The 14,952-nt window shown below is 63.7% G+C and carries 13 protein-coding genes; 10 read left to right on the top strand and 3 right to left on the bottom strand.

Going from position 1 to position 14,952, the window contains the following annotated elements:
• Positions 1-39: 39 nt before the first annotated feature.
• Positions 40-696 carry an HAD family phosphatase gene (locus tag LOY22_RS01020; protein WP_045201820.1) on the bottom strand — a complete coding sequence of 219 codons (657 nt, stop codon included), beginning with the start codon at positions 694-696 and terminating at the stop codon, positions 40-42.
• A gap of 140 nt (positions 697-836) precedes the next feature.
• Here LOY22_RS01020 and LOY22_RS01025 point away from each other — a divergent pair, with 140 nt between their 5' ends.
• Positions 837-1,316 (top strand): RNA pyrophosphohydrolase, encoded by a 480-nt coding sequence (locus LOY22_RS01025; protein WP_010222140.1) that lies wholly within the window; start codon positions 837-839, stop codon positions 1,314-1,316.
• 22 nt (positions 1,317-1,338) lie between these two features.
• The gene (ptsP, locus tag LOY22_RS01030; RefSeq protein WP_045201822.1) at positions 1,339-3,618 is read left to right on the top strand and encodes a phosphoenolpyruvate--protein phosphotransferase; all 2,280 of its coding nucleotides are present in this window, start codon (positions 1,339-1,341) and stop codon (positions 3,616-3,618) included.
• Between the two features lie 48 nt (positions 3,619-3,666).
• Here the strand turns inward: ptsP and LOY22_RS01035 are convergent, their stop codons facing one another.
• Positions 3,667-4,413, bottom strand: a complete 747-nt coding sequence (locus tag LOY22_RS01035) for an NRDE family protein (protein WP_258595838.1) — start codon at positions 4,411-4,413, stop codon at positions 3,667-3,669.
• A gap of 129 nt (positions 4,414-4,542) precedes the next feature.
• On the opposite strand from LOY22_RS01035, the gene LOY22_RS01040 reads away from it, so the two are divergent.
• Genes LOY22_RS01040 through LOY22_RS01050 form a run of 3 tightly spaced genes read left to right on the top strand, consistent with a single transcriptional unit; the run spans position 4,543 to position 7,168 of the window.
• On the top strand, positions 4,543-5,325 hold the full coding sequence (locus LOY22_RS01040; RefSeq protein ID WP_045201826.1) for a sulfite exporter TauE/SafE family protein: 783 nt from the start codon (positions 4,543-4,545) through the stop codon (positions 5,323-5,325).
• Between the two features lie 14 nt (positions 5,326-5,339).
• Entirely contained in the window at positions 5,340-6,149 is an 810-nt protein-coding gene (gene lgt / locus LOY22_RS01045; protein WP_045201832.1) for a prolipoprotein diacylglyceryl transferase, read from the top strand.
• A 47-nt stretch (positions 6,150-6,196) separates the two neighbouring features.
• Positions 6,197-7,168 carry a thymidylate synthase gene (locus LOY22_RS01050; protein ID WP_045201834.1) on the top strand — a complete coding sequence of 324 codons (972 nt, stop codon included), beginning with the start codon at positions 6,197-6,199 and terminating at the stop codon, positions 7,166-7,168.
• Positions 7,169-7,267: 99 nt separating this feature from the next.
• Here the strand turns inward: LOY22_RS01050 and cadR are convergent, their stop codons facing one another.
• Entirely contained in the window at positions 7,268-7,711 is a 444-nt protein-coding gene (gene cadR / locus LOY22_RS01055) for a Cd(II)/Pb(II)-responsive transcriptional regulator (protein ID WP_038997693.1), read from the bottom strand.
• Positions 7,712-7,793: 82 nt separating this feature from the next.
• Between cadR and LOY22_RS01060 the strand changes: the two genes are divergently transcribed.
• The 5 genes from LOY22_RS01060 to LOY22_RS01080 all read left to right on the top strand — a co-directional run bounded on the left by LOY22_RS01060 (position 7,794) and on the right by LOY22_RS01080 (position 14,910).
• Entirely contained in the window at positions 7,794-10,055 is a 2,262-nt protein-coding gene (locus LOY22_RS01060; RefSeq protein ID WP_258595841.1) for a heavy metal translocating P-type ATPase, read from the top strand.
• Positions 10,056-10,062: 7 nt separating this feature from the next.
• The gene (locus LOY22_RS01065) at positions 10,063-10,932 is read left to right on the top strand and encodes a LysR family transcriptional regulator (protein ID WP_093377326.1); all 870 of its coding nucleotides are present in this window, start codon (positions 10,063-10,065) and stop codon (positions 10,930-10,932) included.
• A 122-nt stretch (positions 10,933-11,054) separates the two neighbouring features.
• The gene (locus LOY22_RS01070) at positions 11,055-12,119 is read left to right on the top strand and encodes a putative 2-aminoethylphosphonate ABC transporter ATP-binding protein (RefSeq protein WP_045201841.1); all 1,065 of its coding nucleotides are present in this window, start codon (positions 11,055-11,057) and stop codon (positions 12,117-12,119) included.
• A 1-nt stretch (position 12,120) separates the two neighbouring features.
• Positions 12,121-13,845: a putative 2-aminoethylphosphonate ABC transporter permease subunit gene (locus LOY22_RS01075; protein WP_258595844.1), complete on the top strand. Its 1,725-nt coding sequence runs from the start codon at positions 12,121-12,123 to the stop codon at positions 13,843-13,845.
• A gap of 39 nt (positions 13,846-13,884) precedes the next feature.
• Positions 13,885-14,910: a putative 2-aminoethylphosphonate ABC transporter substrate-binding protein gene (locus tag LOY22_RS01080; RefSeq protein WP_045201846.1), complete on the top strand. Its 1,026-nt coding sequence runs from the start codon at positions 13,885-13,887 to the stop codon at positions 14,908-14,910.
• The last annotated feature ends 42 nt before the right edge of the window (positions 14,911-14,952 follow it).

The following is a 14,952-nucleotide window of genomic DNA, read 5'->3' on the forward strand; positions in this document are numbered from 1 at the left end:
GGCTTCGGTGGGAGCGAGCAGTCGCTCCCATAGCGGCGATCAATCGCGCAGGCTGATCACCGGCCAACCGCGCTTTTCAGCTTCGGCGCGCAGGTTCGGGTCCGGATCGACGGCGACCGGGTTGGCCACCTTCTCCAGCAGCGGCAGGTCGTTCATCGAGTCGCTGTAGAAGTAGCTGTCGTCCAGGCTGTAGCCGTTTTCCAGCAACCAGCGGTTCAGACGCGTCACTTTGCCTTCACGGAAGCAGGGTATATCGGTACTGCGCCCGCTGAAACGGCCGTCGAGCATTTCGCATTCGGTCGCCAGCAGGGTCTGTACGCCCAGGCGCTTGGCGATCGGGCCGGTGATGAAACGGTTGGTGGCGGTGATGATCACCAGTTTGTCGCCGGCATCCTGGTGCTTTTTCAGCAGGGCCAGGGCCTTGGGCAGGATGATCGGCTCGACGCAGTCGCGCATGAAGTCGCGATGCCATTCGTCGAGTTGCGCCATTTCCGTGGTCGCGAGGATTTCCAGGCTGAAGTTCAGGTAGGCGTTCAGGTCCAGCTTGCCGGCCAGATAGTCCTGATAGAAGGCGTCGTTGCGGTTCTGGTACTCGACCGGGTCGAGAATGCCGCGTTCGCACAGGTAGTCACCCCAAGCGTGGTCGCTGTCGCCACCAAGGAGCGTGTTGTCCAGATCGAATAAAGCCAGGCGCATTTAAGTCACTCGCATAACATCTGAAAAGTCCCACAGAATACGGACTTTTCACATCGGTGCACATAAGGTAAACAGGCGCGTTGCTGGCCTTGTGACCTTTGTGGAACAATGCCGTGACATGCGTTTGCGAGGTTGCTGCCGTGATCGACCCCGATGGTTTTCGCCCCAATGTCGGGATCATTCTGACGAATGATCTTGGGCAGGTGCTATGGGCTCGACGGATCAACCAGGATGCCTGGCAGTTTCCCCAGGGAGGTATCAACCCCGAGGAAACGCCGGAAGATGCCCTGTACCGCGAGCTGAACGAAGAAGTGGGGCTGGAGCGAGATGATGTTGAAATTCTTGCCTGCACCCGCGGCTGGTTGCGTTATCGTTTACCCCAACGCCTGGTCCGTACCCACAGCCAACCGCTGTGCATCGGCCAGAAACAGAAATGGTTCCTGCTGCGCCTGGTCTCCAACGAGCAACGGGTGCGGATGGACTTGACCGGTAAACCGGAGTTCGACGGCTGGCGCTGGGTCAGCTATTGGTATCCGCTGGGCCAGGTGGTGACATTCAAGCGCGAGGTTTACCGCCGCGCTCTCAAAGAGCTTGCCCCGCGCCTGCTGGCGCGCGACTGACGACGGAGTTCGACCCCGAGCCATGCTCAATACGCTGCGCAAGATCGTCCAGGAAGTTAACTCCGCCAAGGATCTCAAGACGGCGTTGGGGATCATTGTGTTGCGCGTAAAAGAGGCCATGGGCAGTCAGGTCTGCTCCGTCTACCTGCTCGACCCCGAGACCAACCGCTTCGTGCTGATGGCCACCGAGGGCCTGAACAAGCGCTCGATCGGCAAGGTCAGCATGGCCCCCAACGAGGGCCTGGTGGGCCTGGTCGGCACGCGCGAAGAGCCGCTGAACCTGGAAAACGCCGCCGACCACCCGCGTTATCGCTACTTTGCTGAAACCGGCGAGGAGCGCTTTGCTTCCTTTCTCGGTGCGCCGATCATCCACCACCGTCGCGTGGTCGGGGTGTTGGTCATCCAGCAAAAGGAGCGGCGCCAGTTCGACGAGGGCGAAGAAGCCTTCCTGGTGACCATGAGCGCGCAGCTGGCCGGGGTTATCGCCCATGCCGAGGCCACCGGTTCGATCCGTGGCCTGGGCCGTCAGGGCAAGGGTATCCAGGAGGCCAAGTTCGTCGGTGTGCCCGGTTCACCCGGCGCTGCGGTGGGCAAGGCGGTGGTCATGTTGCCACCGGCCGACCTCGATGTGGTGCCGGACAAGACCGTTGATGACATCGACGCCGAACTGAAACTGTTCAACAACGCCCTGGAAGGGGTGCGCGAAGACATGCGCAACCTCTCCGCCAAACTCGCCACCCAGTTGCGCCCGGAAGAGCGCGCGCTGTTCGACGTCTACCTGATGATGCTCGAAGACGCGGCCCTGGGCGGTGAAGTGGTGCAGGTGATCAAGACCGGCCAATGGGCCCAGGGCGCGCTGCGCCAGGTGGTCGGCGAGCACGTCAATCGCTTCGAACTGATGGACGACGCCTACCTGCGCGAGAGGGCTTCGGACGTGAAGGATCTGGGCCGGCGACTGCTGGCCTACCTGCAGGAGGCCCGTCAGCTGTCGTTGGTCTATCCCGACAACACCATTCTCATCAGCGAAGAACTCACCCCGGCGATGCTCGGCGAAGTGCCGGAAGGCAAACTCGTCGGCCTGGTCTCGGTACTGGGCTCGGGCAACTCCCACGTTGCCATCCTGGCCCGGGCCATGGGCATTCCGACCGTCATGGGCCTGGTCGACCTGCCGTATTCCAAGGTCGACGGCATCGACATGATCGTCGATGGCTACAAGGGCGAGGTCTACACCAACCCCAGCGAAGTGCTGCGCAAGCAGTACGCCGAAGTCGTCGAAGAAGAACGCCAGCTGGCCCAGGGCCTTGACGCCCTGCGCGAACTGCCTTGCGTGACCCTCGATGGCCACCGCATGCCGCTGTGGGTCAACACCGGGCTGCTTGCCGATGTCGCTCGCGCCCAGCAGCGTGGCGCCGAAGGCGTCGGCCTGTACCGCACCGAAGTGCCGTTCATGATCAACCAGCGCTTCCCCAGTGAGAAGGAGCAGCTGGCGATCTATCGCGAGCAACTGGCGGCCTTCCACCCGCTGCCGGTGACCATGCGCAGCCTGGATATCGGCGGCGACAAGGCGCTGTCGTACTTCCCGATCAAGGAAGACAACCCGTTCCTCGGCTGGCGCGGTATTCGCGTCACCCTCGACCACCCGGAAATCTTCCTGGTGCAGACCCGCGCCATGCTCAAGGCCAGTGAAGGCCTGAACAACCTGCGCATTCTGCTGCCGATGATTTCCGGTATTCACGAACTCGAAGAAGCCCTGCACCTGATCCACCGGGCCTGGGGCGAAGTGCGCGACGAAGGCACCGACGTGCCGATGCCGCCGGTGGGGGTGATGATCGAAATCCCTGCGGCGGTGTACCAGACCCGCGAGCTGGCGCGCCAGGTGGACTTCCTCTCGGTCGGCTCAAACGACCTGACCCAGTATTTGCTGGCGGTCGACCGCAACAACCCGCGCGTCGCCGACCTCTATGACTACCTGCACCCGGCGGTGCTCCAGGCCCTGCAGAACGTGGTGCGCGATGCCCACGCCGAAGGTAAGCCGGTGAGCATCTGCGGCGAGATGGCCGGTGACCCGGCGGCGGCGGTGCTGCTGATGGCCATGGGTTTCGACAGCCTGTCGATGAACGCTACCAACCTGCCCAAGGTGAAGTGGATGTTGCGTCAGGTCAGCATGAGCAAGTCCAAGGAACTGCTGGCCCAGGCCATGGGCATCGACAACCCGCAAGTTATCCACAGCTCGCTGCAGCTGGCCCTGAAGAACCTGGGCCTGGCGCGGATGATCGGGCCGGGAGTGGGCAAGCCTTTGTGAGGTTTGGGGGCTGCTTTGCAGCCCATCGCTGGCTTGCCAGCGATAGCGTCAGACCTGCAAACACACCTCCCCCAGATGCCCGCCAAGCGGTCCAAAACTGCGCTCCACTAAATGTCGCCGGCCATCGGCCTCGACAATCAGCACGGTACTGGCTCGGGTCCCGTAGTTCTGGCTGGCAATAAACACGCTCGACAATAACCGCTCGGTACCCAGGCCGACGCCGGTCTCTGGCAGCTCGCTGTCTGCCGCCGGCAGGTTATCCCCAAGTAACTCCAGCAAGCGCTGCGGCTGTGGATCGGCCAGTTGCAATTGCAAGCCCGCACGCGCCTTGACCAGCTTTGGCCAGGGCGTATCCAGGCCGGCGTTGGACAACCCGTAAACCCCGGCGCCCAGCAGCTGCGGCGTGGCTTGCCGGGCATTCAGGTAACCCAGTTGCGTGCTGTCGGCGACCAGCAGGTTGAACCCCGAATATTGCTGGCTGCGGCTGGCCACCTGATCCAGGTAAGCCTCAACCCCAATCTCCCCGCGCAAAAACGCCGCCACCAGCTCGCCGCGCGAGCGCGTGCCCTGGGGTTGCTGCGGGTCGCGGATATTGGTCAGCGCGGCAAAGCGGCCGTTGGGGCCGACCCCCAGCCAGGTGCCGCCGGCTTCCAGGTCGCGCCCGGCGTAAACCCCGGGCGCATCTTCCCAGGCCCCCAGTACGCGGCTGGGGCGGGCGTAGAACTCATCACGGTTGGCCGCGACGATCAGCGGCTGGGCATGCCCAGGCCGCCAGGCAAAGGCGATCAGACACATAGGTGGACCTCTGTGTTTTTGCCCACTCTACCGATAGCGTCCGACGCGATCCATCGACTTAATGTGTCTTCACTAGAGCCGCAGGCCTACCTTCCGTTACCATGCCGGACTGAATTTACGGGGGCGACAATGGAATTCGTGCTCTATCTGGCGCTGGGCGCCTGCGCAGGCGTGCTGGCCGGGCTGTTTGGGGTCGGTGGCGGCATTATCATCGTGCCGGTGCTGGTGTTCAGTTTCACCCTGCAAGGCTTCGACGCGTCGGTGCTGACCCACCTGGCGGTGGGCACCTCGCTGGCGACCATTGTCTTCACCTCGGTCAATGCCATCCGCGAGCACCACCGCAAGGGCGCGGTGCAGTGGCCGATCTTTGTCTGGATGACCCTGGGGATCCTGGTCGGTGCGGGTATCGGTGCCAAGACCGCCTCGGCCATTCAGGGGCCGATGCTGCAAAAGATCATCGGCGTGTTCGCTCTGGTGATCGCCGCGCAGATGGCCCTCGACCTCAAGCCCAAGGCCAGCCGCGGCATCCCTGGCAAGCCCGGGCTGACCCTCGCCGGCAGCGTGATCGGCTGGGCCTCGGCGATCTTCGGCATTGGCGGCGGTTCGTTGACCGTGCCGTTCCTGACCTGGCGCAGCCTGCCGATGCAGCAGGCGGTGGCAACCTCGTCGGCCTGCGGCTTTCCGATTGCGGTGGCCAGCGCCCTGAGTTTCATCTGGCTCGGCTGGCACGACCCGCACCTGCCCGCCCATAGCCTGGGTTTTGTGTACCTGCCGGCGCTGCTGGGGATTGCCCTGACCAGCATGTTTTTCGCCCGCTTCGGCGCGCGCCTGGCACATAAACTGTCGCCACGCCTGCTCAAGCGGCTGTTCGCCGCGCTGCTGTTTTGCGTCGGTCTTAGCTTTTTGCTTTAACGAGAGGAGTCACCATGCTGCCTTATCCGCAGATAGATCCAGTAGCCCTTGACCTGAAATGGATCAAAATCCATTGGTACGGTCTGATGTACCTGGTCGGCATCGGCGGCGCCTGGCTGCTGGCCTCGCGTCGCCTGAACCGCTTCGACCCGACCTGGAGCCGCGAAAAACTCTCGGACCTGGTGTTCTGGCTGTCCATGGGCGTAATTGTCGGCGGGCGGTTGGGCTACGTGCTGTTTTATGACCTGCACGCCTACCTGGCCAACCCGACCTTGATCCTCGAAGTGTGGAAGGGCGGCATGTCGTTCCACGGCGGCTTTATCGGCGTGATGCTCGCCGCCTTGTGGTTCGGCAAGCGCAACAACAAGTCGTTCTTCGAGCTGATGGACTTCGTTGCGCCACTGGTACCGATCGGCCTTGGTGCGGGGCGTATCGGCAACTTCATCAACGCCGAGTTGTGGGGCAAGGCCACTGATGTGCCGTGGGCGATGGTCTTCCCGCCGTTCAGCGACCCGGCGCAGTTGCCGCGTCACCCGTCGCAGCTGTACCAGTTCGCCCTGGAAGGTGTGGCATTATTCCTGATCCTTTGGCTGTACTCGCGCAAACCGCGCCCGACCATGGCCGTTTCCGGCATGTTCGCGCTGTTCTACGGTATTTTCCGTTTCATCGTAGAGTTCGTGCGGGTACCCGATGCCCAGCTTGGCTACATCGCCTTCGGCTGGTTGACCATGGGTCAGTTGCTCTGCGTGCCGATGATTGTCGGTGGCATCTTCCTGATCTGGTGGGCCTACAACCGCAAACCCACGGTCAAGGCCGCCGTTTGAATTTCCACGGCAGGGCGATCCCCTGCCGTCTTTGCTACAGGTAAGCCATGAAACAGTATCTAGATCTGGTCCGCGACGTCATCGAAAACGGCACCCTCCAAGGTAACCGTACCGGTATCCGCACCATCAGCCTGCCTGGCGCCATGCTGCGCTTCGACCTGCAGAAGGGCTTCCCGGCCATCACCACCCGCAAGCTGGCGTTCAAGTCGGCCATCGGCGAGATGGTCGGCTTCCTGCGTGGCGTGAAGAACGCCGGCGAGTTCCGTGAGCTGGGCTGCAAGGTCTGGGACCAGAACGCCAACGAAAACGCCCAGTGGCTGGCCAACCCGTTTCGCCAGGGCCATGACGACCTTGGCGAGATCTACGGCGTGCAATGGCGCCAGTGGCCGGCCTACAAGCGCATCCCGCTGAGCAACCCGGCGGCCATCGAACTGGCCAAGAGCCAGGGCTTCCAGCAGATCGCCCAGGCCGAGGAAGACGGCGAAGCCTTCGTGGTGCTGTACAAGGCCATCGACCAGATCCGCCAGTGCATCGACACCATCCACAACGACCCGGGCAGCCGGCGCATCCTGTTCCACGGCTGGAACTGCGCCCAGCTCGACGAAATGGCCCTGCCGCCGTGCCACCTGCTGTACCAGTTCCACCCGAATGTCGAGACCAGGGAAATTTCCCTGACCCTCTACATCCGCTCCAACGACCTGGGCCTGGGCACGCCGTTCAACCTCACCGAAGGCGCCGCACTGCTGTCGCTGATGGGCCGCCTGACCGGCTACACGCCGCGTTGGTTCACCTATTTCATCGGTGATGCGCATGTCTACGAAAACCACCTGGACATGCTGGGCGAACAGCTCAAGCGCGAGCCGCTGGCTGCGCCGAAGCTGGTGATCAGTGATCGCGTGCCGGAATTCGCCAAGACTGGCGTGTACGAGCCAGAGTGGCTAGAGAAGATCGAACCGAGCGACTTCAGCCTCGAAGGCTACGAGCACCACGCGCCAATGACGGCGCCGATGGCGGTCTGATCCTGTAGGAGCGGGCTTGACCCGCGATGCGATGTGATTGACAGACCGCATCGCGGGTCAAGTCGGGTCGCCGCACCGCCGCTCCTACAGGTACCTTAATCAGTGCCCGTGGCTTCTGCCCACATGTGAATGCTCCGCCTCTGGCGCCGTTACTGCGCCATTGACCTCAAGATGCTGCAGGATCGAGCACTGGACCTCCTTGGGATGGCAGTGCTGACGCAGTTCCAGCAGTTGCGCCTGCAGTGCCTGCAGCCCATCGATGCGTGCCTTGACGTGCTGGATGTGCTCGTCGATCAACGCATTGACGCTTTCGCACTGGTCATCCGGGCTGTCGCGCAGGCGCAGCAGGCTGCGGATTTCTTCCAGGGTCATGTCGAGGGTGCGGCAGTTACGGATGAAGGTCAGGCGCTCGACGTGGGCCTGGGTGTACATCCGGTAGTTGCCTTCGCTGCGCGCCGGCTCCGGCAGCAGGTTTTCCCGCTCGTAGTAACGGATGGTTTCCACCGCGCAATCGGTGGCCTTGGCCAGTTCTCCGATCTTCATCTGCAAATACCTCGACAAGTGGCTTGACCCTATAGTGGCTACAGGGTGTTCACTTGGCAACAGGACATTTAAGGATGAACCCATGAATCAGCCTGTCAGCCACACCCCCGGTAAAGCTCCTCACGATCATGACCACAGCCATGATCACGCCAGGCATGAACATGCCGAGCACGCCCACAGCTGCTGTTCCCACGACGCCGCACCGGCGCTGGTGCAACTGAGCGAGGCGAGCAGCGCCGGTGCGCGCCTGAGCCGCTTTCGCATCGAGGCCATGGATTGCCCGACCGAACAGACCCTGATCCAGAACAAACTGGGCAAGCTGGCCGGGGTCGAGCAGCTGGAATTCAACCTGATCAACCGCATCCTCGGCGTGCGCCACACTCATGCCGACACTGTCGCCATCGAGCAGGCGGTCGCCTCGCTGGGTATGCAGGCCGACCCGTTGAGCGAGTCCAGCGACGAAGCTGGCGCTGCGCCTGCGCCGGTGAAAAAACACTGGTGGCCGCTGGCGTTGGCCGGTGTTGCGGCACTGGGCGCCGAAGCAATCCACTTTGCCGAGCTGGCGCCGTCCTGGGTAGTGGCCCTGGTCGCCCTGGTGTCGATCCTCAGTTGCGGTCTGGGCACCTACAAAAAGGGCTGGATCGCCCTGAAGAACGGCAACCTCAATATCAACGCACTGATGAGCATCGCCGTGACCGGCGCGGTGCTGATCGGCCAGTGGCCGGAAGCGGCCATGGTCATGTTCCTCTTCACCGTCGCCGAGCTTATCGAAGCGCGCTCGCTGGACCGCGCGCGCAACGCCATCGGCGGTCTGATGCAGTTGAGCCCGGACCTTGCCACCGTGCAGCAAGCCGATGGCCAGTGGCGTGAGCTGGACGTCAAGCAGGTCGCCCTCGGTGATCTGGTGCGCGTGCGTCCCGGCGAACGCATCGGCCTGGACGGCGAGGTGGTCAGCGGCCAGTCGAGTATCGACCAGGCACCGATCACCGGCGAGAGCCTGCCGGTAGAGAAGGGCCCCGGTGACAAGGTGTTCGCCGGCACCATCAACCAGGCCGGGGCGTTGGAGTACCGGGTGACGGCAGCGGCCGGGCAATCGACCCTGGCGCGGATCATCAAGGCCGTGGAAGAAGCCCAGGGCGCGCGGGCGCCGACCCAGCGCTTCGTCGACCAGTTCTCGCGCATCTACACCCCGGCGGTGTTTGCCTTCGCCCTGGCGGTGGCGGTGATTCCGCCGCTGTTCATGGCTGGCGCCTGGTTCGACTGGATCTATCGCGCGCTGGTGTTGCTGGTGGTGGCCTGCCCCTGTGCCTTGGTGATTTCCACCCCGGTGACCATCGTCAGCGGCCTGGCCGCGGCGGCGCGCAAAGGCATCCTGGTCAAGGGCGGGGTGTACCTGGAAGGCGGGCGCAAACTCGACTTCCTGGCCCTGGACAAGACCGGCACCATCACCCACGGCAAGCCGGTGCAAACCGACCATGAAGTGCTCGAACCGCTGTTCGAAGGTCGCGCCCAGGCGCTGGCGGCAAGCCTTGCCGATCGTTCCGACCACCCGGTATCCCGTGCCATTGCGGTGTTTGCCAATGAGCAGCGGTTGCCCCTGAGTGAAGTAACGGCCTTCGAAGCCCTGGCCGGTCGCGGTGTGCGTGGCGAGATCGACGGTGAGCTGTATCACCTCGGTAACCATCGCCTGGTCGAGGAGCTGGGCCTGTGCTCGGCACAGCTCGAAGCCCGGCTCGATACCCTGGAGCGGCAGGGCAAGACCGTTGTACTGCTGCTCGACAAGTCCGGCCCGCTGGCGCTGTTCGCCGTCGCCGACACGGTCAAGGACAGCAGCCGCGAGGCAATTGCCGAGCTGCATGAGCTGGGTATCAAGACTGTCATGCTGACCGGCGACAATCCGCACACGGCCCAGGCGATTGCCGCCCAGGTCGGGATCGACCAGGCCCATGGCAACCTGCTGCCGGCCGACAAGCTCAAGACCATCGAGGACCTGTACGCCCAGGGCCATCGGGTCGGCATGGTCGGCGACGGTATCAACGATGCGCCGGCACTGGCCCGCGCCGAGATCGGCTTTGCCATGGCCGCGGCCGGTACCGACACCGCCATCGAGACCGCCGACGTGGCATTGATGGATGATGACTTGCGCAAAATCCCGGCCTTCGTCAGGCTCTCGCGCCAGAGTGCGGCGATCCTGACTCAGAACATTGTTCTGGCGCTGGGGATCAAGGCGATCTTCCTGGCAGTCACCTTCGCCGGCATGGCAACCATGTGGATGGCGGTGTTTGCCGACATGGGCGTGAGTTTGCTGGTGGTCTTCAACGGCCTGCGCCTGCTGCGTAAATAGAGGATCTATGTTGAGTTCCGAGTTGAAAGCCTTCTACATGGTTGCCCGCCTGGGCAGCATTACCCTGGCGGCGAAGAAACTCGGGCTCAGCCAACCGACGGTAACCACGCAGATCCGCAACCTCGAAAGCCAGTACGCGGTGGAGCTGTTCTACCGTGGCGGTCGCCGCCTGACCCTCAGTGACGACGGCACGCGGCTGCTGCCGATGGTCAAGGCCCTGCTGCAGCAGGAGGCCGATATCGAGTTCTTCCTGCGCAACAGTGGCCAGGGCCAGGGCAGTTTGCGTATCGCTGCCACGGCGCCGTACTACATCCTCGACCTGGTGAAGATCTTCCGCGAGCGCTTGCCGCAGGTGGAGGTGTCGGTGGAGATCGGCAACTCCCAGCAGGTGCTGGAATTGCTCGAGGACTACCGGGTCGATCTGGCCGCCTCATCGCAACTGGTCGAGGATGCACGGCTGGTGCGGCGGGTGCTGGGTACCGATCCGCTGGTGGTGGCGGTGCATCGCAACCATGTGCTGGCCAGCCGCGAATCGCTGCCGCTGTCGGCGCTGGCTGGGCATTGCCTGCTGGTACGTGAGCAGGGCTCGACCACGCGCAAGCTGACCGAGCAGATGCTTGAAGCGGCGGGGGTGAAGGTCGGCTCGCTGCTGGAGATCGGCAGCCGCGAATCGATTCGCGAGGCGGTGCTGCGCAATATCGGCATCAGCATCATTGCCCGCCATGAAGTGCCGCATAACCCCGAGCTGCGGGTGCTGAGCCTGGAGGGCGCGCCGCTGATGCATGAGTATCTGTATTGCTTGAAGGAGCGGCGCCAGGCGCGGTTGCCGGCGGCGTTTCTGGGGTTGGCTCAGGAAGTGGCGGCGGTCGAGGTGTAGGAGCGGGATTTGCATCACACCAAAATCTGCCTATACCACTATCGGCAACTTTTGCCTCTGCGCCACAGAACCTTCGCATTGCCCGCCTAGCATGGCCCTCATTCGTTCGATGAGGTCCTGCCATGAACACTCCGGTCGCAAACCCTGGCGCACAGATGAAAGTGCGCGGTATCCACAAGCGCTTCGGCGCCTTTACCGCCCTGCACGATGTTTCCCTCGACGTCGCCGCTGGTGAGCTGGTGTGCCTGCTGGGCCCCTCCGGCTGTGGCAAGACTACCCTGCTGCGCTGCATCGCCGGCCTCGAGCGCCAGGATCGCGGCACCCTGTACATCGGCGACCGTGATATCTCCGAGCTACCGCCCCAGGCCCGCGACTACGGCATACTGTTCCAGTCCTATGCGCTGTTCCCCAACCTGACCGTCGAAGCCAATATCGCTTACGGCCTGGCCGGCAGCGGTCGTGACGAAGTGCGCCAGCGGGTGGCGCAGATGCTTGAGCTGGTGGGCCTGAGCGGTAGCGAGAAGAAGTACCCCGGCCAGCTTTCCGGCGGCCAGCAACAGCGCGTGGCCCTGGCTCGAGCCCTGGCCCCGGCACCGTCGTTGCTGCTGCTCGACGAGCCGATGTCGGCCCTCGACGCCCGGGTGCGCGAACACCTGTGCAGCGAATTGCGCCAACTGCAACGCCAGCTCGGCATCACCACCCTGATGGTCACCCACAACCAGGACGAAGCCATGTTGATGGCCGACCGTATCGCGGTGATGAACAACGGCCAGGTCGAGCAGTACGCCACCCCGCAGGAAATCTACGACAAGCCGGCCACGCCGTTCGTTGCCGAGTTCGTTGGCCAGGGTAACTGGCTGCCGTTCCAGCGCCACAGCGACAGCCATGCCCAGGTCGGTGCGCTGAACATGCGCCTGGCCGATGGCGCCAGCCAGGCCCGCAGCGGTCGGCTGTTCTGCCGCCCGGAAGCGATCAGCGTCAATCCGCCGGTGCATGAAGAGAACCTGTTCCCGGCGCGGGTGCGCGAGATCACCTTCCTCGGCAATCGCTGCCGCATGAGTTTCGAATTCAACGAACTGCCAGGCCATGCCCTGCTTGCCGAAGTCGCCCCCGAGTCGATGCCGCGCCTGGGCTCGCAGGACATCTGGGTCGCCTTGCCGCCGCGCAGCCTGCAGGTGTTTGCCTGAGATGGCCGCGCCAATCGCCATGCCGATCGCGCACGCGAAGGCAACCCGGCGCGCCGGTGTTTCGCTGGGTGATCGACTGTTCGTGGTCGGCGGCAAATGGTTGCTGCTGCTTTTGCTCACCGTCGCGGTATTGATGCCGCTGCTGGCGATCTTCTGGCGCGGTTTCAGCAGCGATGCCGGCCAGGGCGGTGGCCTGGTCGCTGCTCGCGAACTGTTTGCCAGCGCCAACTTTCACTGGCTGCTGGGCAATAGCCTGAAGGTCTCGCTCAGCGTTGCGGCCATTGTGGTGCCGCTGGCCTACCTGTTCGCCTACGCTCTGCAGCGTACACTGATTCCGGCCAAGGGCCTGTGGCGCGGCATTTCGCTGCTGCCATTGCTGGCGCCGTCGATGCTCCCGGCCATTGCCCTGGTCTATCTGTTCGGCAACCAGGGGCTGCTGCGCGAGCTGCTCAGCGACAATATCTACGGCTTCTGGGGCATTGTCCTCGGCGAGGCGATCTACACCTTCCCGCATGCGCTGATGATCCTGCTGTCGGCGCTGTCGCTGGCCGATGCGCGCTTGTTCGACGCCGCCTCGAGCATGGGCGCCGGGCCTTGGCGGGCGTTTCACAGCATCACCTGGCCAGCCACCCGGCAGGCGGTGTTCGCCGCCTTCTGCCTGGTGTTCACCCTGACCATCACCGACTTCGGTGTGCCGGTGGTAGTCGGTGGCGACTACCAGGTGCTGGCGCTGGAAGCCTACAAGGCCGTGGTCGGCCAGCAGCAGTTCGGCCGTGGCGCCTTGATCGGCATGGTCCTGCTGGTGCCGGCGCTGCTCAGCTTTGCCGTCGATGCCTGGCTGCGCCGCCGTCAGGGCGATTCGATGAGTGGCCGGGCGCAGGTGTTCCAGCCACAGCCGTCGCGGCGTCGCGATGCCTGCTTCATGGCCGTGGTCATCCTGATTTGCGCGGTGCTGTTGCTGGTGGTGGGCATGGCGGTGTACTCATCGCTGGTCAAGTTCTGGCCTTACAACCTGTCGCTGTCGCTCAAGCACTACCAGTTCGACGAAACCGCCGGTGGCGGCTGGCTGGCCTACCGCAACAGCCTGACCATGGCCCTGGGCACGGCGCTGATCGGTAGCGCGGTGATTTTCACCGGCGCCTACCTGATGGAAAAAACCAAGGGCCAGCGCAGCTTGAACCTGCTGCTGCGCCTGCTCAGCTTCGTGCCGATGGCGGTGCCGGGCCTGGTGCTGGGCCTTGGCTACGTGTTCTTCTTCAACCTCAGCAGCAACCCGCTGCATGTGTTCTACGGCAGCATGGCGCTGCTGATGGTGTGCACCATTGCTCACTACCTGACCACCGCCAACATGACCGCGACCACTGCCCTGCGCCAGCTCGATGGCGAGTTCGAGGCTGCCGCGCTGTCGCTCAAGGCACCGCTGTACCGGCACTTCATGCGGGTCACCGTGCCGATCTGCCTGCCGGCATTGCTCGACATCGTTCGCTACCTGTTCGTCTCGGCGATGACCACGGTGTCGGCGGCGATCTTCCTCTACAGCCCCGACACCATCCTTGCCGCGGTCGCCGTGCTGAACATGGATGATGCCGGCAACGTCGGCGGCGCCGCAGCGATGTCGACCCTGATCCTGATTACCAGCGCCACCGTTTCGCTGCTCCTGGCCTGGGCCTCGCGCGGCCTGTTGCAACGCTCCCAAGCCTGGCGCCAGCGCGCGCCGGGTCACTGATTGCCTCTCCCAACCTGTACTGTTCAAAGGAACCGCATCATGTTCAAGCCACTTGCTCTTGCCGCTGCCGTCCTCACTGCATTCAGCGTGCAGGCCTTTGCCGCCGATACCCAACTGACGGTGTACACCGCGCTCGAAGCCGAACAGCTCAAGAGTTACAAGCAGGCCTTCGAAAAGGCCAACCCGGACATCGAAATCAAGTGGGTGCGTGATTCCACCGGCATCATCACTGCCAAGCTGCTGGCCGAAAAAGACCGCCCGCAAGCCGATGCCGTGTGGGGCCTGGCGGCATCGAGCCTGGCAATCCTCGACCAGCAGGGCATGCTGCAAAGCTATGCACCGAAAGACCTCGGCAAGATCGGCGCCAACTACCGCGATGCCGCCAATCCGCCGGCCTGGGTGGGCATGGACGTCTGGGCCGCGACCATCTGCTTCAACACCGTCGAGGCCGAGAAGCAGGGCCTGAGCAAGCCGCTGAGCTGGCAGGACCTGACCAAGCCTGAGTACAAGGGCAAGATCGTCATGCCTAACCCGGCGTCTTCCGGCACCGGTTTCCTCGATGTCAGCGCCTGGTTGCAGACCTTCGGCGAGAAGCAGGGCTGGGCGTACATGGACGGGCTGCACCAGAACATCGGCCAGTATGTTCACTCTGGCTCCAAGCCGTGCAAGCTGGCTGCTGCTGGCGAATTCCCGATCGGCATCTCGTTCGAATACCCGGCCGTGCAGCTCAAGCGCCAGGGTGCGCCGCTGGACATCGTCCTGCCGAAGGAGGGCCTGGGCTGGGAGATCGAAGCCACCGCGGTGATCAAGGGCAGCCAGCATGAAGACGCGGCCAAGCGCCTGGCCGACTTCTCGGCGAGCCCGGCGGCCATGGAGCTGTACAAGGAAAACTTCGCCGTCCTGGCCCAGCCGGGCATCGCCAAGCCGCAGACCGAACTGCCGGCCGACTACGAACAGCGCCTGATCAAGAACGACTTCGCCTGGGCTTCGAAGAACCGCGACAACATCCTCGCCGAATGGCGCAAGCGCTATGACGGCAAGTCGGAGAAGGTCGCGCAGCAGTAACCGCATCGCGGGGCAAGCCCGCTCCTACTGTAGGAGCGGGCT

Origin of the sequence: Pseudomonas sp. B21-035 (genome assembly GCF_024748945.1) — a bacterium.
In the GTDB taxonomy this organism is placed as follows: domain Bacteria; phylum Pseudomonadota; class Gammaproteobacteria; order Pseudomonadales; family Pseudomonadaceae; genus Aquipseudomonas.